The 22,069-nt window shown below is 35.3% G+C and carries 19 protein-coding genes, 1 pseudogene and 1 riboswitch; of the genes and pseudogenes, 4 read left to right on the plus strand and 16 right to left on the minus strand.

The window, feature by feature from the left end; all coding sequences use genetic code 11:
• Positions 1–17: 17 nt before the first annotated feature.
• From ribB to FC64_RS06440, 4 genes are all read right to left on the minus strand, one after another.
• A complete protein-coding gene (gene ribB / locus FC64_RS06425) occupies positions 18–662 on the minus strand; it encodes a 3,4-dihydroxy-2-butanone-4-phosphate synthase (RefSeq protein ID WP_057907077.1) in 645 nt (214 codons plus the stop codon).
• 339 nt (positions 663–1,001) lie between these two features.
• Positions 1,002–2,504: a glutamate/gamma-aminobutyrate family transporter YjeM gene (yjeM, locus tag FC64_RS06430; protein WP_057907078.1), complete on the minus strand. Its 1,503-nt coding sequence runs from the start codon at positions 2,502–2,504 to the stop codon at positions 1,002–1,004.
• Between the two features lie 173 nt (positions 2,505–2,677).
• A complete protein-coding gene (locus tag FC64_RS06435) occupies positions 2,678–3,361 on the minus strand; it encodes a PepSY domain-containing protein (protein WP_057907079.1) in 684 nt (227 codons plus the stop codon).
• A 126-nt stretch (positions 3,362–3,487) separates the two neighbouring features.
• Positions 3,488–4,171: a response regulator transcription factor gene (locus FC64_RS06440; protein ID WP_057907080.1), complete on the minus strand. Its 684-nt coding sequence runs from the start codon at positions 4,169–4,171 to the stop codon at positions 3,488–3,490.
• 232 nt (positions 4,172–4,403) lie between these two features.
• Here FC64_RS06440 and FC64_RS06445 point away from each other — a divergent pair, with 232 nt between their 5' ends.
• The 3 genes from FC64_RS06445 to FC64_RS06455 all read left to right on the plus strand — a co-directional run bounded on the left by FC64_RS06445 (position 4,404) and on the right by FC64_RS06455 (position 7,297).
• Positions 4,404–6,029 carry an APC family permease gene (locus FC64_RS06445; RefSeq protein WP_420805062.1) on the plus strand — a complete coding sequence of 542 codons (1,626 nt, stop codon included), beginning with the start codon at positions 4,404–4,406 and terminating at the stop codon, positions 6,027–6,029.
• Between the two features lie 67 nt (positions 6,030–6,096).
• Positions 6,097–6,327: a hypothetical protein gene (locus FC64_RS06450; RefSeq protein WP_057907081.1), complete on the plus strand. Its 231-nt coding sequence runs from the start codon at positions 6,097–6,099 to the stop codon at positions 6,325–6,327.
• 79 nt (positions 6,328–6,406) lie between these two features.
• Positions 6,407–7,297: a DMT family transporter gene (locus FC64_RS06455; protein ID WP_235804843.1), complete on the plus strand. Its 891-nt coding sequence runs from the start codon at positions 6,407–6,409 to the stop codon at positions 7,295–7,297.
• Between the two features lie 85 nt (positions 7,298–7,382).
• Here FC64_RS06455 and FC64_RS06460 read toward each other — a convergent pair whose 3' ends face one another.
• From FC64_RS06460 to metK, 11 genes and pseudogenes are all read right to left on the minus strand, one after another.
• Positions 7,383–8,138: a response regulator transcription factor gene (locus FC64_RS06460; protein ID WP_057907082.1), complete on the minus strand. Its 756-nt coding sequence runs from the start codon at positions 8,136–8,138 to the stop codon at positions 7,383–7,385.
• Between the two features lie 19 nt (positions 8,139–8,157).
• Positions 8,158–9,714, minus strand: a complete 1,557-nt coding sequence (locus FC64_RS06465; protein ID WP_235804851.1) for an ABC transporter transmembrane domain-containing protein — start codon at positions 9,712–9,714, stop codon at positions 8,158–8,160.
• A 2-nt stretch (positions 9,715–9,716) separates the two neighbouring features.
• Positions 9,717–10,610 (minus strand): ABC transporter ATP-binding protein, encoded by an 894-nt coding sequence (locus FC64_RS06470; RefSeq protein WP_057907084.1) that lies wholly within the window; start codon positions 10,608–10,610, stop codon positions 9,717–9,719.
• Positions 10,607–11,350, minus strand: a complete 744-nt coding sequence (locus FC64_RS06475; protein ID WP_057907085.1) for a S8 family peptidase — start codon at positions 11,348–11,350, stop codon at positions 10,607–10,609. The genes FC64_RS06470 and FC64_RS06475 overlap by 4 nt, the downstream gene beginning before the upstream one ends.
• The gene (locus FC64_RS06480) at positions 11,334–11,921 is read right to left on the minus strand and encodes a hypothetical protein (RefSeq protein WP_057907086.1); all 588 of its coding nucleotides are present in this window, start codon (positions 11,919–11,921) and stop codon (positions 11,334–11,336) included. Before FC64_RS06480 ends, FC64_RS06475 begins: the two co-directional genes overlap by 17 nt.
• Positions 11,922–11,968: 47 nt before the next feature.
• A complete protein-coding gene (locus tag FC64_RS06485) occupies positions 11,969–12,883 on the minus strand; it encodes a DEAD/DEAH box helicase family protein (RefSeq protein WP_057907087.1) in 915 nt (304 codons plus the stop codon).
• A 61-nt stretch (positions 12,884–12,944) separates the two neighbouring features.
• On the minus strand, positions 12,945–13,556 hold the full coding sequence (locus FC64_RS06490) for an NADPH-dependent FMN reductase (protein ID WP_057907088.1): 612 nt from the start codon (positions 13,554–13,556) through the stop codon (positions 12,945–12,947).
• Between the two features lies 1 nt (position 13,557).
• Entirely contained in the window at positions 13,558–14,934 is a 1,377-nt protein-coding gene (locus FC64_RS06495) for a DHA2 family efflux MFS transporter permease subunit (RefSeq protein ID WP_057907089.1), read from the minus strand.
• Positions 14,935–15,045: 111 nt separating this feature from the next.
• A pseudogene (locus tag FC64_RS06500) lies at positions 15,046–16,278 on the minus strand (NupC/NupG family nucleoside CNT transporter).
• Positions 16,279–16,461: 183 nt separating this feature from the next.
• Positions 16,462–17,766: a uracil-xanthine permease family protein gene (locus tag FC64_RS06505; RefSeq protein WP_057907090.1), complete on the minus strand. Its 1,305-nt coding sequence runs from the start codon at positions 17,764–17,766 to the stop codon at positions 16,462–16,464.
• A gap of 179 nt (positions 17,767–17,945) precedes the next feature.
• Positions 17,946–19,142, minus strand: a complete 1,197-nt coding sequence (gene metK / locus FC64_RS06510) for a methionine adenosyltransferase (RefSeq protein ID WP_057907091.1) — start codon at positions 19,140–19,142, stop codon at positions 17,946–17,948.
• Positions 19,140–19,233, minus strand: a riboswitch (SMK box riboswitch). It overlaps the preceding gene by 3 nt.
• Positions 19,234–19,395: 162 nt before the next feature.
• On the opposite strand from metK, the gene FC64_RS06515 reads away from it, so the two are divergent.
• Positions 19,396–20,568, plus strand: a complete 1,173-nt coding sequence (locus FC64_RS06515; protein WP_057907092.1) for an SAM-dependent methyltransferase — start codon at positions 19,396–19,398, stop codon at positions 20,566–20,568.
• Between the two features lie 98 nt (positions 20,569–20,666).
• Here FC64_RS06515 and FC64_RS06520 read toward each other — a convergent pair whose 3' ends face one another.
• Entirely contained in the window at positions 20,667–22,049 is a 1,383-nt protein-coding gene (locus tag FC64_RS06520; RefSeq protein WP_057907093.1) for a class II fumarate hydratase, read from the minus strand.
• Positions 22,050–22,069: the final 20 nt, after the last annotated feature.

Consider the following 22,069-nt stretch of genomic DNA (forward strand, 5'->3'; position numbering starts at 1 on the left):
TTATATCTAAAAACAAATTATTCTGCCAATTTAGCTGCATATTCAATATCGTGATCATCAAGATACTGTTCAATTTGACCAATTGTAATCATTGGAATCTGATAATCTTCGGCTAATTTATATAATGCATCCCGGCGAGCCATTTTTCCGTCTTTGTTTAAAATTTCAATAATGACCGTTACCGGTTCTGCACCAGCGATATAAGCTAAGTCAACGGTTGCTTCGGTATGACCATTCCGGACTCTGATACCTTTATCTTGAGCAATAAGTGGTTGAATATGGCCAGGATGATTAAATTGTTCCGGTTTCGATGCGGGATCCGCAATTTTTCTAATGGTTGCTGCCCGATCATATGCAGACACCCCCGTTGTTACTCCAGTTGATTCAAAAGTGGCGTCCGTTGTGACCATGAACGGTGTTTCATTCGGATCGGTACTATGTTCTACCATTTCTTTGAACCCTAAGCGCTTGGCAATTTTAGAATTGATGGGTACACACATTAACCCATTAGCAATCCCTAACATTTGATAAACAACTTCCGGTTTAATTCGATCACCCAAGGCAACCAAATCGCCTTCATTTTCTCTTGATTCATTATCTGCCAAGATAATGAATTTTCCATCTTTTAAAAATCGAATAGCATTTTCAACAGTATTTTCCATTTCTTACAGCTCCTTCCTTTATGTTTGTAATTTTAACAGACATTAAACAACACATCAATACTTATTGTACGCATTATTTAATAAATTAAACAACAAATAGCTGTTTTTGTTTTTATAAAAAATTAAATTGCGAACTATTTATAAACGCGGGTTTTATCGATATTTTTCCCTTTTACATCCCAAATGTTTATCAAATTTTACCAAAGGCGAATTCTAAAATTTAATTATTTTCAATTATTTCATAATTTGGTTCCAATTATGAAAATCAATATCTTGAATTATTAATTATAAAAAAAGATCATGACTTTCGTCATGACCTTTGCTAATCATAAATAATAATTAAGCATTTTTGTTTCGTTTATTATCAAAGTATAAAATTACTAGCGCTAAAACCCCAAAGAATACCGGTCCAATTGCGGTCCAAATAAAGGTCTTGATATCGTGATCAAAAATCGGCTTAATCACTGAAAAGATAATTCCGAATAGGACTGTAAGCCAAGCAATGACCGTAAAAATCCATGTGGTTTTTTTGCTTTTATAAACTTCAAATGATTGTTTTTTACCTGCCATTTTCTTTTTGAAAAATGGAAAGGCACCAATCAAGAATAAGTATGGTACTGAAGTAGAAACATTCATCATATCAATCAAAATTGTGTAAAACCCTTGTGCGGTTGAACCTCCAAATGAAATTAATAATAATACAACCGAAATTAACCCTGCCTGCCATAACATTGCGTTGGCCGGCATTTTTTTATCGTTTAACTTAGTAATACTTTTTGGCCAAAAACGCTTAGGTGAGCCCATAATAAACGATTTCAACGGTGAATAAACCATTACAAAGAATGTTGCTGTAAAGGCTGACAGTTGGACCAATCCCATAATTCGTACAAGCCATTTTCCAACCTCATTTGCAACAACTAAAGATGCTCCAAAATGAACTGCTAACGTATAACCCAAATTGCTGATCAATACATATGGAACATTTCCTAAGTCAACATTTGAATGATTCAATAAATGGTTCCAGTTGGCTGTTACACCCCAGAATAACATCAAAACGGCATATGCAACAATCATGAACAAACCAGCAATAATAACCGCTTGAGGGAAGGTTCTTTCAGGCTTCTTTACTTTATCCGTAACACCTCCCATTGTTTCCATTCCACCATATGAAAAGATGGCGTATACAATAAATGAAAGCATCCCTAATGGAGATGAGAATAACGGATTAGGAGATTTAACGAATCCGCTGGCTGTAATTGGCTGTGCAAAATGACCATGTTGCATTATAATGCAAACAATACTTCCTAAGAATACAAACGCTGAACATAAGATTACAAAAATTCCTCCAATTGAAGCAATTTTAGAAATTTTATCAAATCCGCGAATAGCACAGAAAGTAACAACAAAAATAAAAATTACTCCTAAAATTCCTAAACTTGCGTTAGAAGAAAGGCCAAATAAATGCCAATTTTGGGTTGTATCTTTACCAAAAAATGCCTCTGAAAAGTTAATGAAGTTCATCGAAGTATTAGTTAATAACCAGATGATCCAAGAAGCAAGCCAAATAAATGTCCCAGTAAAAGCAAATTTTTCGCCAACTGCAAACTCAAGCCAGGAATAAATTCCCCCATGAGCATCTTTCAAGACAGAGCCGTATTCAGCAAACATCAACGCAGCAGGAATAAAGAATAATAAAGCTGCCAATACATACCAAATAATCCCGGCATACCCCATCTGGTAAAAACCAATTGCCGTATTCCCAATTCCGTAGATTGAGGAAACGATCATTAAAATGAGCGCTAACAATCCCATTTTTTTCTTCGAACCATCTTCGGATTCCATTCAAAACATCCTTTCAATAATTTAATATTACAATTTAATTATACCGCTTTAATGAAATTAGAAATAATTAATTTTTAAATTAAAGTAATATAACTTTTCTAAATAAAAAATACGTGATAATTGTCAACATTATCACGTATTTTTTAGTAAAATTACCCTTTTAGTTTTATAATTTATTTTTCATTTTTAACAGAAATCTTATTTCCATTAGTAGCATTTAACTTAACTGTAACCTTCTTGTTGCTCTTAGCTGCTTTGCTTGATGCTTTTGAGCTCTTCTTAGCTTTAGCATCTTTAACGCTTGAACTTTTAGCGGATGAAACTGAAGATGAGCTAACTGCTGTCACTGTCCCATCAAATTCAACTTCATAAACTGGAGTTTCAGTTCCATTTACTTTTTTCATTTCAAGTTTCCATGATGTTGGATTGCCATTTACGTTAGCGTACTTCTTTGCCAAGTTGATCGCATCAACCGGACTCTTCTTTACATCATTAATATTTAATGCATTGGCATCCTTTTTATCACTTGAAGACATTTTTTTCGTCTTGTTTTTGATAATTTGGTTAGTCTTTTCAGCATTAACAACCATTTTGGCACTCTGAGTCTTTTTAGCGTTGAACCCTTTTAATTCATAAACCGGTTCTTGCTTATTGTCGCTGTGGTTTTCAACAGAAACTTCTTTTAATGAGAAATTTTTATTCTTATTTGTAAAAATCTGTTGTAACTGTTGGGCATTTTCGGTATATTGGCCAGCGTTAATCACTTGATCGGCGTTAACGCTTGCGCCGATCATGCTGAACCCTGCAGTCATTGTTAGTGCAGCACCTAAAAGAACTAATTTATTATTTTTCTTCATACAAATTACCTCCTATAACTTAACAAAACTAATTATAAAAGAATAATTTGGTTAATCAGTTACTAAGCCTCAGATTTTTGATGAAAGATTTTTGATATTTAAGAAAAATGTGTGAAAGTTACCAGTTTACTTGGTACCCAAGCTATATCCAATTCCCCGGACAGTTCGAATAATTCGATTTGAACGGTCATTATCGTGAATCTTTTGCCGTAACAATCGAATATAGACATCAACGATATTTTGTTGTCCTTTAAAATCTTTACCCCAAATTTGATCTAAAAGCATATCCCGGGATAACACATCTCCCTGATGTTCAAATAACAATAGAAGCATTTGAAATTCACGGTGGGTTAACCGAATACTTTCGCCATTTCGATAAACCTGACTAGTTTTTAAATTTAATGTTAAATCCTGAATACGATAAATACTATCATTAACTGTTGTCCGAGTTTTATTTCGTCGAATTACAACATGCATTCGTGCCAATAATTCTTCTGTTCCAAATGGTTTAACTACGTAATCATTAACTGCTGAATTACTTACAACGGCATTTACATTATCATGGCTAACCATTGCGACAACTGGAACGTTACTTTCATGATGAATTTGTCCAATCACATCGGCCGCATTGATTTTGGGATCGTCCCAGTCAATAATGATTGCCTGAATTGTATTACGTTCCCGTTGATAAATTGTAAGTGCCTGTTCATGGTCCCCCGCCCACAAAACTTCTAAATTAGTTGATACCGAAATTAATGAATCGCTCAATCCTTTTTTGTTGGTGACAAGTAAAACTTCTTTCTTTGTCATTCAACAACATCCTTTATTTATTATATTTTCACTTTACAAGTAAATAATACCAAAAGATATCTATGAAAAAAAAGACTAAAATAAGAATTATTTTTAAATTATTCTGAATTTTATAGTGATTTTGATAAATAAATTTTTCTAAAATTCCAATAATATCATTTTGTTTATTCTTTTCGTTCCGAATTTAAGGTAAAATTAACCTGATACTTTAATTAAAGGAGTGAATTCAAAAATGATGGCGGATGTTAATCAATCAAGAAAATCCTATATTACATGGCCAGTGTTGGCATTAATGGATTTTGTAACCGTTATTGGGTTTGATGATTTGATTTATAACTTTCAAAATCAAGGATTAAGTGTAATTTCAAGTTGGGTAATCATGTTATTTATTTACGTGATTCCCTACTCATTGATGGTCGGCCAGCTCGGATCAGTCTTTAGTAAGGAAGGCGGTGGTCTAAGTTCGTGGGTACGCGGAACAAGCGGCGAATTTCTCGGTTATTTTACCGCTTGGACTTATTGGGCAGCCTCAATCCCATATGTTGTTGATACAGCTAATTCGGTGGTTGTCGGATTAGGATGGTGTTTCAACGGGAATGATTCCCTTGAAAATCACCTTTCAAACGCTAAATTTGCATTATTGAGTTTATTGGTTTTTGTAATTTTTATTTTTATTCAATCACGTTTTAAAAATTCATTGGAAGTTTTAAGTACAATTGGTGGGGTTGCAATGTTTGGCATGACTGTTTTATTTGTAATCATGACATTCAGTGCGTTAGTTGAAGGTCGCCATATTGCAACTCAACCGTTTAATTTGCATGCAATTCTTCCAACTTTTAATTTTAAATATTTTGCAACAATTGGAATGTTGATTTATGCAATGAATGGAGCTGAATTGGTTGCTCCATTCGTTACTCGTATGAAAAAACCGAAATCTGACTTTCCTAAAGCAATGATTATGTTAGCAGTTATGACCGCATTCTTAACGATTTTTGGTTCCTTTTCCCTTGGAGTATTCTTCAATGCTCACCACTTACCAAATGATCTTAAAATGAACGGTTCCTATTATGCATTTCAAGCCCTTGGTCGACAATTTCATGTTGGAAACTTTTTTATGTATTGTTTTGCATGGACTGAAGTCTTCTATATGTGTGCTTTGTTAGCTGTTTTATTAGATGCAATGACACGAATCTTAATTTCCGATACTGGTTCAAAATACATGCCAAAATTTTTACGAAAAACCAATGCAAATGGATTGCCAATTAATGGGTACATTTTAACTTGCGTTTTAAGTGCTTTTATTATTGGATTAGGGGTTTTTCTTCCTGACATGAACGACATTTTCAATTGGCTGCTGAATTTAAATGGTATCGTTTCACCTGGGGTTACTTGTTGGATTTTCTTTGCATTTATCAAAATTCGTGAACGAGAGACGCAATTTCCATCTGAATATGTCTTTATTAAAAATCAAAAGTTTGCACTGGTCGTTGGATGGTGGATGCTAATTGTTACAGCCGTTGCAACGGTTTTAGGAATTGCTCCACAAGATGTTAGTCAATTTTCTGAAACATGGTGGTATGAATTAGCAATCAACCTCATTGCAATTATTGTTTTAATTGGATTAGGCGCTATCATGCCATATGTGACCCGGCGCGAACAACGCAGTTCAATCGGTGAAGCTTTTACGAAAATACAATGGATCGGCATGGTTAGTGTCTTATTAATCACAATGATCAGCAGTTTTTATCTTGGCGGCACCCATCTTGCAATGCGCTGGTGGTACATCGGGGGTCTTAGTCTAGTGGGAATCATTTTAATTATTCTGATTGGAAAAAAAGAATATACCGCTACAAAATAATTCGTGAAATTTCTTGGATATTAAAGAGTTATCTTTTACAATGAAAGTAGTAAAGGAGATCTTAACCATGAATTTAGATAGTGTATTCGTACTTAAAAGTAAAGAAAAGGGTTATGTTAGTTCAGTTAGTGGTGAAGAAGGCCATGAAAAAGTAACTTACAGTGATTTTTGGATGGATGCCAAACCGTTTATGGACTTTGACGGTGACAAAGATGATAGTTGGTATCCAGTTCAACTAGCTAACCGTTTAGGATTGAAAATCGTTAAAATCACTGCAACTGAAGATGACTTTGAATAATAAATTCCAATTTGGAATAAAAGCGAAAGCTGTGACAATTGTCACGGCTTTCTTTATGAGAGAAAGAAGGAAAATCAAATTGCAAGTAAGTCATCACCGCCGATGGATCGTTTTCGGAGCGATTGCCTCAATTTTTTGGGGATTATCAGGAATTATTGCAAAGTTTCTATTTGAAGTTCCGCAAATGACACCAGTTTTTCTTACGCAGATCCGAATGATTTTTGCGGGCGGAATCATGGTATTATTAGCAGCCATTTGTGGCCGCCACCCTTTTGTCGTTTTTTATGACCGGTATGCGGTCCTTCAATTTTTGATTTACGGTATTATTGGCATGATTCCAGATCAGTTGTTTTATTTCATTACGGTGAATTATGGGAACGCATCGATTGCGACGATTCTTCAATTTGTTGGTCCGTTTTTTGTAATGCTTTACATGGCATTAGTTCATCATCAACTCCCCCGGCGAATTGAAATCATCAGTGCGATCGTTGCCTTTATTGGGGTAGCAATGGTCGCGACGAACGGCAGATTTACCCATCTTGCAGTTACGCCAGCCGTTTTATTTTTTGGAATTCTATCTGCAGTTGGAGTAATGACAACGACGGTTAGTCCCCGTCAGTTACTTCAAAAATATGACGCGCTTACGGTCACCGGTTGGGGAATTTTGATTGCAGGAATTGCGTTATCGATTTTTCATCCGGTGGTTCCCAAAGTAAGTTTAGCGCCGATAAACTTTGTTGAGATCATCGGCGTAATTTTAATTGGAACGATCATTCCGTTTCTGTTATTCTCGGTGGCACTTAAACACGTCAACCCAACGATTATGAGTTTATTGGATGCCTTTGAACCAATTACGGCGACTTTTGGCTCAGTCATCTTAATGGGATTAACACTTAGCGTTGCCGAAATTATTGGCTCGATTTTGATTATTATTGCGGTAATTGGGTTAAATTATCAGCCGAAGAAATAAAATTTAATGGCTATTTCCAATGAATTAAGGACTAAGTTCTATTTTAAAGAAAACTTAGTTCTTTTTTTGCTATATTTAGTTTTGGTCAGGGAGATTTAATTGCTTTTTTAACATCTTTTATACGACGAAATGAAACTTCATACCTGCATGAATTAGTCAATGTAACCAACCTTTTACTTACATCAAAATGAATAATATTTTCGGGATTAACCAAGATCCCGCGGTTAATTTTCAATAATTTTATGTGTTGCCGATGAATATCTTTGATGCTACTTGAAAATTCTATTTTTTCGCTTAGAGTAGATAAAATTACCTTATGAGGACTAGTTGAAGCTTCGATTGCAAGAATATCATTTAATGGCAAAATTTTGATTTCATGCCCTAATTTAAATTTGAATAACTCTTTTTTTAAATTTAAACATTGTAAGTAATAGTCGTATGCATATCGCAGATCTTCTTCAATTCGACTTTTTATATTGTAATTAGAATGATTCTTGATAATATAATCAAGCGGAGAAATTCGCGCTTCAACTGCTAGGAGTAAATATTTTATGTCAGTAGTAATAAACACAATTTGAGCAAGCGGAAAGGAAGTCCGGACCCATTTTCCAAGTTCAAGGCCTGTAATTTCTTTTTTTAAATCGATATCAATGAATACTAAAATATTCTTATCAAAGATTTCAATAGCTTCCCTTGTCAAGAAATCAATGATATCGATTGGATTAGACGTTGCGATTTGTAACTTACTATTGAATTCGTTTATCATGATATGATTCTGAATAATTGTACAATATTCTTTTAGTTGAACCGGTTTATCTTCACAAAGCAAAATAAGTAACATAGCATTTTCCCTCATATGTCTAAAGTTGTTGAATTGGAATGCGCGTAAATGATTTATGCCATTTAGCTGGCATATTATGGTCAACGATAATAATCACAGTGTTTGATAATGTATTTAGATATTCGTATAAGTTGTTTTGTATATCCTCATTTAAATTACTTATCAGTTCATCTAGGATAACAACATTATTTTTTCGATCAAGTAAAGCTCGTATTATTTTTATTTTCTGAATTTGTCCTGTACTCAATAATACTTTATTATCTTTTTTGGCTATATCATCTATTTTTAAGTTGAGGTTTAATATCTTAGCAATTTTTGAATATTCTTTTTTGTTATATTTATTTAGTCCAATAATTATATTTTCGTTAACTGTTCCATCAAATACAAACGCATCATTTGTGACATATAATATTTTTTTAATATTTTTTCCTAGATAAATTTTCCCTTTTTTTTTAGGAATCAGATTAGCTAAGGTTTTTAAAAATGTACTTTTCCCTGATCCATTTGGACCATCAATAAAGTAAATACCATTTTTAATTGATATGCTCACAGATCCTAAATTTCTATCATATCCAAAAGTTAAATTATCTATTTTAATCTTGTTAACATAGTCAGTGCCATTATAGTTATCGACTATTTTTAATTCTGAAATTTTTTTAAAATAACCATTTATTCTTTCAATAGAGACATCCATTTCTTTTTTTAAAGGAATAATTTGCATTAAATTGCTTATAGGAGAAAAAATTGCACCCGCAAAAGTATATATGGCAATTAAAGTTCCTATGCTCATCTCTTTTTTTAATACATAAATTATCCCTATCGATAAAACTATAAAAGGTGCTACTATTGAAAATAACGCAACACAACTATTAGAAAATGCCTGTAAAGTATCGTAATATATGTTATTCTTTTTCAAAAGTTTATTATTAATACTAAATTTTTTTAAAATATATTGTTGTGCTGAAAAAGCTTTAATTATTAGATTACCACTAATAAACTCCGTAATGTTTTTATTAACAGCATCTAGATAATGTTTAGATTTAAAATATATTTTTTGGATATAAATCCCGAGTATTATGTTAGTACATAATATTAATGGAATAGTTAATAGAAGTATTAATGTTAATTTTGCATTTAGAGAAAATAAAGCGCTTATATAGGATAAAATTAAGGTTGAATAATATATTATCAATATAAAAAAATTAACAATTTGTTGTCCTAATTGTTCGAAATCACTATTAATAATAGTTTTAAATTTTTCTCTTTCTTCTTGGAAATCAACAGATAACATACAATTAAATAGCTTCAATTTTTTCTCAAAAAGATAAGTTTGAACAATTTTTGATAAGAAACGACTAACTATAAATGATATTGTTGCCTGTATTATCAATACAGATAGTATCGTTATAAGTATTATTGACAATTGTTTTATGTTTTTATTTGCCAATTCATTAAATATATATTTAAGACTATATGGATAGGCGACATTGCATATCGCAGTACAGATAATTCCTACAGTGATTATTATAAATTGATGTAAATTTAAAGAAATCATTTTATTTAGTTTTAAAAGCATCTTCAATCGACAGCCTTTCGTTTAAAGATTTCCTCTAATGAAGGATATGATTGATTAAATAACGGAACATAACCGTATTCTTTGACAATATCCTTGAAAATTATTCTACCTATTCGTTCATTTACTAATTTCATTTTTATGTTCCCATTTTTCATTTGTTTAATGTCTGAAACGCCATTGTACTTTTTGAAAAACTCTGTATTTTGAACTCCATTAATTGTAAGGTATTCTCTAATAAATCCCTTATAAATATTCTTTATCTCATCATTTAAAACTGTTTTCCCATGTTTCAGCATCAATATTTTGTCAGAAACTTTTTCTACATTTTCCATACTATGACTTGAAAATATTATCATTGATCCTTTTCTTTTTGATTCTAAAATCGCATCATTTAATAGTTCAGCATTAACTGGATCAAGCCCTGAGAAAGGCTCGTCTAAAATAATTAACCTTGGTTCAAACATTAGTACAGCTATTAGTTGAATTTTTTGAGCATTTCCTTTTGATAAATCTTTTATTTTATCATTAAAATTACCGACTACGTCTAGTTTTTTCATCCATTTTCTTAAGTTTGTTCTTAAATTCAAATGGCTCATTCCGTGTAATTCTCCAAAATAGGTCATTTGATTGATTATTGTTTCATTTTGATATAATCCACGTTCTTCGGGCATAAATCCAAAAGTACCTCTCACTTTCTCATCAATTAATTTATTATTTATTAATATTTGCCCTTTTGATGGTGAAATAAATCCCATGATCATTCTAAAAGTCGTTGATTTCCCAGCGCCGTTTTGTCCAATGATTCCTAATGTTTCTCCTGGATATAATTTAAAATTTAAATCATCCACTGCTGTCTTACCATTAAAATTACGACTTACATGCCTAAGTTCAATCATAAAAACATATCCCCATTTCCGTTACAAATTACTCCAGTTACAATTGCAGCAGCTAAGCTTGTTCCAAATAAATTCATAATGAATTCGCTATTTGGGGTTGTAAATAATACTTTTAATTTGTCGTTTAAATTTAAATTTTTTTCTCCCCCGGGTACATATACATTTACGTATTTTCCATAATTGGAATAATTTGTCTTTTTTCCTTTCCGATTTAAAGCTCCAACTGTTATAACGTCTTCTAACATTGCTGGGACTATTTTGTAATTGTTTAACTCATCTAAGCATAAATTGTTATTCCCGGCAGATGTTATTATCCTCACCCCCGATTCTTTGGCGGTATGTGTTATTTTTTCCAACCTATGATATAAATTTAGATCTTTTTTGTTAGAAAGATTTAAAATGCCTTCCATCGAGATATTAATAACCTTATTGCCCTGTTTAATGGCACTTTTCAGAAGTTCAGGAAGTTGCTTGATTTTTCTGACTTTATAACTATTTAAAACAAGTTCTTCCGTGTTAAACATGCCTATCAAAGAAGTAACTGCATTACCGTGCCAATAATTTGAATAATCTCCTTGTATTTTTTTAAATCTTGATAATAAGTATGGACTGTTTGATTTAATTCCGTAGTCAATAATAGCTACACTTTTTGTCTCTTTCTTTAAAGAAAAAATTTCATTTGAAAGATTTTCAAGTAATTCTCGATTTTTTTCTTTTAAAATATTATTGCTTAAATACATATGCCAAGGCTCCTGTTAAGTATGGAGAATTAGTAACATTTTGATTCAAAGGAATATTTTCCGTAAAGTTAATAGCATCATCTATTTTTTGATTTGTTTTATTAAACTTAAATGGAAATGAATATATTTTTTCGTTTGTATGTGAAGTAATTATTTTTCTTGCGTATTCCATTCCAGCCCAACCGGTTAATAAACTATCATCTTTAATTTTTTGTTTCTTATTTGCAGCCAATAATTTTTTATATATAGAAATGACTTTTTTCGAAGACAAAAATTGTGGCCGATATTTTGCAATAACAATTAACCATCCTGAAAAATTTAGTAACCCCGGATATGAGTATCCAATATTTATTTCATTTTTATTTTCGAAAATAATGCCTAGTTCATCAATGTGTTTAATATAATTATCTAAAACATCTGTTATATAAGTTGAGTTTTCGTGATTTGTTAAAGATTTTTTAATATCAAAAGGAGTTAATAAATAAGATAACTGTATTAATCTTATTTGCTTTTCTATAATATTAGTGTCAAGCGACTTTATACGTTGTAAAATTGATTCATTAATTGTCATATTATTCTTAAACAAAGTAGTCGAAATAATATCCTTTGATATATTAATTAATTGATTATTTTTAGATGTTGATTGCCACTTAAAATTCCAAAATCAGATTTTGCCCCGCCAATTACTTTATAAAAACTTTCCTTGGCCTTTAACAAAATTTGTTCGCGGTGAACAACAAATAAAAAACGGTGCGGCTTAAATTTCTTCGTCCATAAAGCTGCTAAGTAAGTTTTTCCCGTTCCTGTTGCTGAAACGATCAGTCCTCGCGAAGCGTGTTGTTGATAATACAAATCTTCTAACTCGTTAAGGGCAGCTGCCTGCATTTTATTGGGCGTGATTGCAGCTGATCGATGGGCTGATATTTTAGATTGCGGGCGTTGCGGTTGGGGTTTAACATAACCTACCTGATATTCATCGATCCAATCACCCGTTAACGGGACACTTTGTTGTTGTAACCGGTCAAATTCCAGGTTAAGTTGTTTAACAAACTTTCCCTGATGCATTGAGGTTAGGCGTAAATTCCACTCTTGATTTTGAATCAGTGCACTGCGGGTAAAATTCGCACTTCCAATATATGCCGTTTGATATTCATCGTAATCAAAGAAATACCCCTTCGCGTGAAATCCGGGAGTATTCACGATATGAACATCAAGATTAGAGATCTTCAGTAATTCCCAAAAGACAGCGGGCTCATTAAACCTTAAATATGTTCCAGTGATTAGGGTCCCATGCACGCCTTTATCTGCCAGCTCCTTTAAAATCACTTTTAACGGCGTCAACATATCACGGGTAATGAAAGCCACTGCCCATTTAAATTCCTTACAATGCAACAATTCGTATTTAAGATGTTGCCATAAACAATCTTGCGGCTGATTGGTAATGATTTGCGGTGCAAGATATTGGTTAGAATGATTTGAATTTGCCTGAATAAGACTGTTAGCCAAAATTTGATCAAAAAATTGTTTTTTCAACTCAATTACTCCTCTTGGTAGTAAGAAAGAGATTGTGATTTATATCACAACCTCCTTTTCATTAATCATTAAATTCTTGATATGGATGCTCCCTTAAAATTCGACTGTAAAAGCTGATTTCATGCAAGGTTTCCAGCAATTTCTCCTGGTAATACGCTCCAGATGGCGCATCTTCAAGCAAAAAGCCATCCGTTGAAAAGTTTGCTGTAATTTTACCGACCGTGGTAATCATTGGTAAAGTGATAAATCCTAACCGATTGATCACTTCGCGCAGGGCTTCACCACCAAATTGACCAGCGCGCATATTATCGGCGTAGCTAATGATTTTGGCTGGTTTCCGGTTTCCTTCAAATGCAAGGTAATCAATTGCGTTTTTCAAAACGGCCGGAATTGAATGATTGTATTCCGGAGTAATGAAGATGTATCCGTCAGCAGTTTGCATGTCGTCGATCCATTGCTGTTCGTTTGGCGCAAGCCCCCGTTCCGGATTATTGATCGGTGGTAAGTCTTCATGGAAGAAATCCAAGTGATATTGATCTAACGTAATGAACTTGAAGGTAACTTCATCGAGTTCACTGACGAACGGTGCGATTTTATTTTCAAGGTATTTAAGCAATCGTTTGCCAATTGCAATCTGACGGTTGCTTCCTAAAATAACATTAACTGTAACCATTTTATTTTTCCTTTGATGATTTTTGGGTAACTAAAAATGTAAATAACAATGCAATCAATTGTAGGATAAACAGCAGGCAAAATGCCGTTCGAACCCCGATCATGGTTCCAAAGGCAATCTGATGCGTTACATTTTGATGTTCGGCAACGATCGTTGCGACAATTGAAGTTCCCAATGCACCAGCTAATTGTTGTACGGTATTCAAAACCGCATTCGCATCGGTGCTGAATTGATTCTCAACTTGGTGCAGCCCGCTTGTCATCGTGTTTCCAGAACTAAATGCCTGTCCCATGATTGCAATTGCAAAGAAGATAATAATCATCCAAATCGTCATCTTCGGCATGAAAATGCTGAAAAGCAAGGTGGCAATGGCATACAAAATGAATCCTAGCATGATCGGCTTCCGCGCTCCCCAAACATCGTACATCTTTCCGCCAAGCAACGACAGGAAAATTCCCAGCGTTGTTCCTGGCAAAAGCAATAAACCAGCAATGAATGCATTTTGGTGAAGTGATAATTGCGCAAAGTTGGGTAACAAGAAGCTTGTTCCTAAAATACTAAACTGCGAAATCATCAGCGCAATCATACTTAAATCAAACCGCCAATTTAAAAATACATTAGTTCGAATTAACGGATGTTGCGGTTTCTTTGAATACTTATAGAATCCAATGATGGCAATCACACTGACTAACAGTAAAACAATGACCCGCCAGTCAAGCCACCCAGAAATTGAAGCTTGGTTCGTTGCAAACACTAGGCTGCTGAATGCAATTGCTAAAATGATCCAACTAATGAAATCAAATTTTAAGTGTTCAATCGCTGATTTCTGGGTAATTGAAGTTATTCCAAGAATCAACGAAATCACTAGCAGCGGTAATAATACTAAGAAAATAACCCGCCAGCCAAACATCTTAACAATGAAACCACCCATTGTTGGTCCAACTGCCGGCGCAATTGCAATGATTAAGTTCGCAAAGCCCATTACCGTTCCGGTCTTGGAAATCGGGACCTGTTCAACAATGATGTTAAACATCAACGGTAATGCGATTCCGGTTCCAATACCTTGAATCAATCGTCCAAGTAAAATAATTGCAAAGGATGGCGCAACCATGGCCGCAACCGTTCCTAAAATAAAGAATAAGTTTGAAATTATAAATAAGTTTTTCGTCTTAAAGCTGCGTTTTAAAAATGACGATGTTGGAATTACGAGTGCAAGAACCAGTAAGTATCCGGTCGTCAACCACTGCACCGCAGATGTTGAAACATGAAAATCACTCATGAGCGTTGGAAAAGCAACATTCATCGCAGTTTCAACAACAATCCCGGCAAATGATAAAATTCCCGTCGCGGTAACCGCGCGTAAAGTTTTTGAATTCATTCAATAATCCTCCGTAAAAAATATCACAGTTGATTATTATAGCAAATAAAACGACGAAAACAAAAAGGGCCGCACCGCATGCGACCTTTTTTAATCTTTAATTTTAGTCTTTTACCAAACGTATAATCCAACCATTGCAGCTGAAAGAAGTGATACAAGAATTCCTGAAAGAAGCATGTATCCAACGTTCTTTGAGATTAAGTCATTCTTTTCACGATTTACGATTCCCTTGAAGCAACCGATGATCATTCCGATTGTTGAAAGGTTAGCAAATGATGTTAAGAAGACTGTCAAGACAGCTCTAAAGTGTGGTGCAAAGGTATGGATGATTGGTGAAACCTTCCCCATAACAACGAATTCGTTGGTAATCAACTTTGTTCCCATGTACTGACTTAATTGTAAGACAGTATGCGGATCGCCGCCGATCCCTAAGAGCCATGCAAATGGGTAAAGGATGTAACCAAGGATCTTTTCCATTGACCAAATATGTACTAATGAAAGAATCTTGTCGATCAATGCGGCTAAAGCAACGAATGTGATAACGTTAGCAGCGATGATCAATACCAAACGGCCGGCACCCAAAATTGAGTCACCTAAGAATGAGAAGAATGGTTCTTTCTTACCATCAGCTTCAACATCGCCTGATTCTTTGGCTGCTGAACCTTTCATTGTGGCAATTGTATCTTAGGCTTCGGAAACTTCAACCGGGTTAAGCATTGCAGTTACGATCAAAGCGTTGATCACGTTGATCGGGACTGCAGTCAAAATGAATTGAGCCGGCATCATTTGCATGTATGAACCTAAAATTGAAGCTGTAACACAACTCATTGACATCATTGCAAGAGTTAAGTTCCGAGATGCCTTCATTTGTTTTAATTGAAGGGATGAAACTGCTAAGGCTTCAGTATTTCCTAAGAACATCATTTCAACAGCGAAGAATGATTCGAACTTTGGTTGTCGAGTAATAAATGCTAAAATTTTTCCGATCCACTTGATAACCCATGGTAAGAAACCAATGTAAGTTAAAATATCAAATAATGGAACGACCAAAAGAATTGGCAACAAGACACTGACAAAGAAGTCCATGTTCTTCACGTGAACCATACTTGGAATACAGAATGCGATCCCTTTGTATGCGACTTGAATCAATGTATCGAATCCAGCAGCCAAGCCCTTAACGATGTCACGTCCCCACGGAACCTTAACCAGGAAGAACGCCATTAAAAGGTTGAAGACTACCATAATACCGATACCCTTCCAATCGATCTTTTTGCGGTCCTTTGAAAAGAGCCAACCGATTAGAAGGAAGATAAGTAAACCAATAATATTAACTGCGAGATACAATTATTCTCCTCCTCAATATAATTGCTAGTAAATTTATAACAATCTAATTGTACCCAATTAAATTCGATAATTCAATTAAATTATTAACATTAATAAAAAATAATATCTTATTGTTTGTAAATCAGTTCTAATATCTAAAATTATTCGTTTAATTTTATTAATTGGTAAGTTCCAATTTAATTTTTAATCATTGTGTTTAGCCGCTTTGGCTTCAACTTCTTTTTCGCTATTTGCTTTATTCGGTAAAATTAGGTTCAAAATAACGCCAATTACAGAAGCAACGGCTAATCCTGAAAATTGATATTGTCCAAGTTGAAGATAAGCATTGCCAATTCCGATTACGAGAATCGTTGAAGCAATCATTAAGTTGCGTTTCTTTCCCAGATCAACGTTATTATCAATCAAAACTTTTAATCCGTTTGAAGCAATTACCCCGAAGAGCAAGAATGAAATCCCACCGATTACCGGACTTGGAATTGATTGGATCAATGCACTTAACTTTCCGATAAAACTGAACAGGATTGCGAATAACGCAGCCCCACCAAGAACGTAAACACTGTGAACCTTAGTGATTGCAAGTACCCCAATGTTTTCACCGTAACTTGTAACAGGCGGGCCACCTACAAGTCCGGCGATAATTGATGCTGTCCCATCACCGGCAAGCGTATGGTTTAATCCTGGATCTTTGAAGAAATCCCGATCAGTTAATTCATTCAAGACCATAATGTGCCCCATGTGTTCGGTCATTGTGACGAATGCAATTGGTGCCATACTCAAAATTGCGCCCCAGAAAATATGCGGGTGATATGTCACAAATGGAATCTGAAATGCTGGCAAGCTGATCCAGTGCGCCTTGGCAATTGGCGCAAAGTTGACCAAGCCGAATAAGCATGCAATTCCGTAGCCGAAGACGATTCCTAAAAGAATTGGAATCAATCCCATGAACCCTTTGAGGTACATGTTAAAGAAGATCGTAATCATCAGGGTCAACAATGCAACCAAGAAATAGCGCAAATCATAGTGACCAGCGGCATTGAGCGTTGCATCTTTTGCAGCCGTTCCAGCAAGTGATAATCCGATTACCATAATGATTGGGCCGACAACAATTGGCGGTAAAATGCGATCGATCCAGTCAGAACCGATTTTGCTTACAATTAATGAAACAATCAGATAGACACAGCCAACAGCAATCGTTCCTTGAGCAATTCCTGGATAACCAACCGTCTTCATTAAGGCAACCATTGGCACAATAAATGAAAAGCTTGATCCCATATATGCGGGAATCTTACCCTTCGTAATCAGGATATACATCAACGTTCCAACGCCGGAACTGAATAAGGCGATTCCTGGATTTAGTCCAACTAAAATTGGAACCAAAACGGTTGAACCAAACATGGAAAACATATGTTGAATTGAAAGTCCAATCCACTGGCCTGGTTTAGGCCGCTCATTGACATCTAAAACAACATCGTGTTTTTTCTCTGCCATAAAACTTCCTCCTAAATAAAAATAGCCTTTGCATATCCTGTGATACACAAAAGCTATCTTCTAAATTTACTTTATGCAAATAAAACCGAACTGTCTTTTGTGGCCTCACAGGACCAAATTAAAGGACTCTTTTAAACTGTCATTCAGTATACTTGCCATTTGAGCGATTGTCAAATTAATTATTTTTCGTTAGCGATTACTTGCTTTAATTCATCGACCTTATCTGTCTTTTCCCATGGAAGATCAAGGTCATCCCGACCGAATGCACCGTAAGCAGCTGTTTGCTTGTAAATTGGCCGACGCAGGTCTAACATTTTGATGATTCCAGCCGGACGCAAATCAAAGACTTTCCGGATTGCAGCCACCAACTTGTCTTCACTGACTTTTCCAGTGCCGAACGTATTCACTGAAATTGAAACTGGGCGAGCAACCCCAATCGCGTATGCAAGTTGGATTTCAACTTCATCAGCGAAACCGGCAGCAACGATATTCTTAGCAATGTAACGCGCAGCATAACTTGCAGAACGATCAACCTTCGTTGCATCCTTTCCGGAGAAAGCGCCACCGCCGTGATGAGCTGCGCCACCGTATGTATCAACAATGATCTTCCGTCCTGTTAGTCCTGAGTCTCCGTGAGGCCCGCCGATTACGAACCGTCCAGTTGGATTAACGTAAATCTTTGTTTGATCATCTAATAAATCAGCTGGAATAACCTTTTTAATAACCTTTTCGATTACATCTTTCCGAATTTGTTCAAGCGAAGCATCTGCTAAATGTTGCGTTGAAAGGACGACCGTATCAACACGTTTCGGTTTATGATTCTCATCATATTCAACCGTTACTTGCGCCTTGGCATCTGGTCCAAGGTAAGTCAAAATGCCATTCTTGCGAATCTCTGCAAGTTTACGCATTAACTTATGACTTAACATTAACGGCATTGGCATTAATTCTGGTGTTTCATTAATGGCGTAACCAAACATCATTCCTTGGTCGCCAGCGCCAATTTCATCAAATTCATCTTGATCGCCTTCACGCCGTTCAATGGATTCATCGACCCCTTGAGCAATATCAGGTGATTGTTCATCAATGGCCGTTAAGACTGCACAAGAATCACCGTCAAACCCAAACTTACCGTCAACGTAACCAATATCATTGATCGTTTGCCGCGCAATCTTTTGGATATCAACATATGCGGAAGTCGACATTTCGCCAACAACAACAACTAACCCCGTTGTGACCGTCGTTTCAATGGCTGCCCGCGCTTTAGGGTCTTGTTTTAAAACAGCATCTAAGATACCATCGCTGATTTGATCAGCAATCTTATCCGGATGGCCTTCAGATACTGATTCTGAAGTAAATAAATATTTTTCTGACATAAAATACGTCCCCCATTTGAATTAATAATTTTAAATGGTTACAAGGCATCTTCACAAACGTGAATCCTATCGGGAATGAATTGTAACTATTTAAGTGTACTATTGTATTCTAATCACAAATAAAATAAATTGCAAAAGAATTTTAAATTAAAATGGTTAATTTGTATCTTAGTGATAAGAATGTTAAAATTTCAACTATTAGGTATATCTTTTTACCTATAATCGTAAATTATTATATATTGGGGGCATTTATATGCTTGATAGCATGCTTTTTAAAACCATTTTGAAGCATTCCTTTGACTTTCCAGTCAAAGTCAACTATGCTGACGGTTCAAGCAAACAATACGGTGGCGATGGAACTCCTGAAGCTGAAATTACCTTCAGAGATAATATTTCCATAAAGGAACTTATTAAAAATCCATCTGTCTGTCTTGGCGAAGCATATATGGATGGCATTATCGATATTCAAGGCTCGATTCAAAAAATCATTGCCTCTGCATATCGCTCAGAAGGCAGTTTTTTACGCAGTGCCAAACTGAAGAAGTACCACCCTCACCAAGATCATTCTGAAAATAAGAATAAAGCTGACATTCAAAGCCATTACGACATTGGAAATGACTTTTACAAATTATGGTTAGACTCAACCATGACTTATTCATGTGCTTATTTTGAAAAATCAAGTGATACCTTGGAACAAGCACAGATGAATAAGGTTCATCACATTTTAAAGAAACTAAATCCGCAACCAGGTAAAACAATGCTTGATATTGGTTGTGGCTGGGGAACATTGATGTTAACGGCTGCTAAAGAATACAATCTTAAAGTTACAGGAATTACTTTAAGTAAAGAACAATACGACTATGTTAACCAGCAAATCAAACATCTGGGACTTGAAGGACAAGCAGAAGTAATTCTTGAAGACTATCGAGAATTAAAACACGAACCATTTGACTACATTACAAGTGTTGGAATGTTTGAACACGTGGGACACGCTGAACTTCCCCGCTATTTTAAGATCGTTAACAAATACTTGAAGAACGACGGAATCGCTTTAATCCATGGAATTACCCGTCAACAAGGCGGAGCTTCAAATGCCTGGCTTGATAAATACATCTTTCCTGGCGGATACATTCCCGGCTTAGTTGAAAACATGACAGATATCGTAGAAGCACAACTTCAACTATCAGATCTTGAAAGTTTACGGCGGCATTACCAAAAAACACTTGAAATTTGGGATAAAAACTTTAATGCTCATCGTGAAGAAATCGTTGCTAAAATGGGTGAACGATTTACACGAATGTGGGATCTGTACCTGCAAGCATGTGCCGCATCATTTGAAGCCGGTAACATTGATGTCATGCAATTCCAATTAACCAAAGGACCAAGCGGAATCAACATGCCGATGACCCGGGAATATATGAATTAAACTAAATAAAGATAAAAAAATGGCAAGGTCAAGAACCTTGTCATTTTTATACTTCTCAATGATTATTGATAAATTCCATTATTAACTTAATTCAATTTTTATTTATCATAATTCGTCATCTTCAACGGATCGACCCATTGATCAAACTGTTCAGCCGTCACTTTACCAGACTTCAATGCGGCCTCACGCAAAGTCAGGTTTTCACGTTCAGCTAATTGCGCAATCTCAGCACTGGCATGATACCCAATATGTGGCGATAAAGCCGTCACCGTCATTAATGAATGGTCAACAAAAGCTTGCATCCGTTCTTGGTTAATTGTTAAACCTGCAACCATTTTATCTGCAAATCCCATGATCGTGCCGGTTAAAATTTCACATGATTCTAAAAACGAAGCAATAATGACTGGTTTATAAACGTTCATTTCAAAATTTCCCTGTGAACAAGCGACTGTAATCGTCGTATCATTCCCCATCACACGCGTTGCAGCCATCGTAATAGCTTCTGCTTGAGTAGGATTAACTTTTCCTGGCATAATTGATGAGCCTGGTTCATTAGCCGGAATATTCAACTCGTTATAACCTGCGCGAGGTCCGCTTGCAAGAAAACGGACATCATTGGCAACTTTCAATAAATCACTCGCAAGCGTCTTAATGGCACCATGCACCGCATCAATTCCTGAATGAGCAGCTAATCCATAAAACTTATTTGATTTTGCGGTCAAATTTCCACCATAAATCATATTTAAATGTTTTGTGATTTGATCAGCAAAACCAGCCGGAGTATTTAACCCGGTTCCAACAGCTGTTCCACCAATAGCAAGTTCATTAAGCGTTGGCTTTAACACGGCTAGATATTCTGAATCATGCTGAAGCATACTCTTCCATCCGCTTACTTCTTGCCCAAAGGTCAACGGAGTTGCATCTTGTAAGTGCGTGCGTCCAATTTTAACAACATTCCAAAATTCACGTTGCTTTTGATCAAGAATTTTGATTAAGTGACGCGTTGCTTTTTGAAGTTCATTAACACTTTCAATCGCTGCAATATTCATTGCAGTTGGAAACGTATCATTCGAACTTTGGCTTCGGTTAACATCATCATTTGGCAAAATTTCAATTGAGTCGTCAATCTTGGCTGCTTGGTGGGCAATCACTTCATTGACATTCATATTTGTTTGGGTTCCCGAGCCTGTTTGATAAACATGCAGCGGAAATTCCTGCCGTAATTCGTCATCCGATTGAGCCAATAAAGTATCAACTGCCTTGACGATTATATCAGTCTTTGCTTTTTCGATGTTTCCCTGTTCAAAATTAGCAAGGGCTGCAGCCTTTTTAATATTCAACATTGCTTTAATAACCGGCAATGGCATTAATTCGCCAGTTGGGAAATTATGACGACTGCGTTCCGTTTGCGGTCCCCATAACGCTTCTTTTGGAATTTTAACATCCCCAAGTGTATCTGCTTCAATTCGATAATCCTTCATTTCAACAAATCCCCTTCTTA

Origin of the sequence: Ligilactobacillus araffinosus DSM 20653 (assembly GCF_001435375.1) — a bacterium.
Lineage (GTDB): Bacteria > Bacillota > Bacilli > Lactobacillales > Lactobacillaceae > Ligilactobacillus > Ligilactobacillus araffinosus.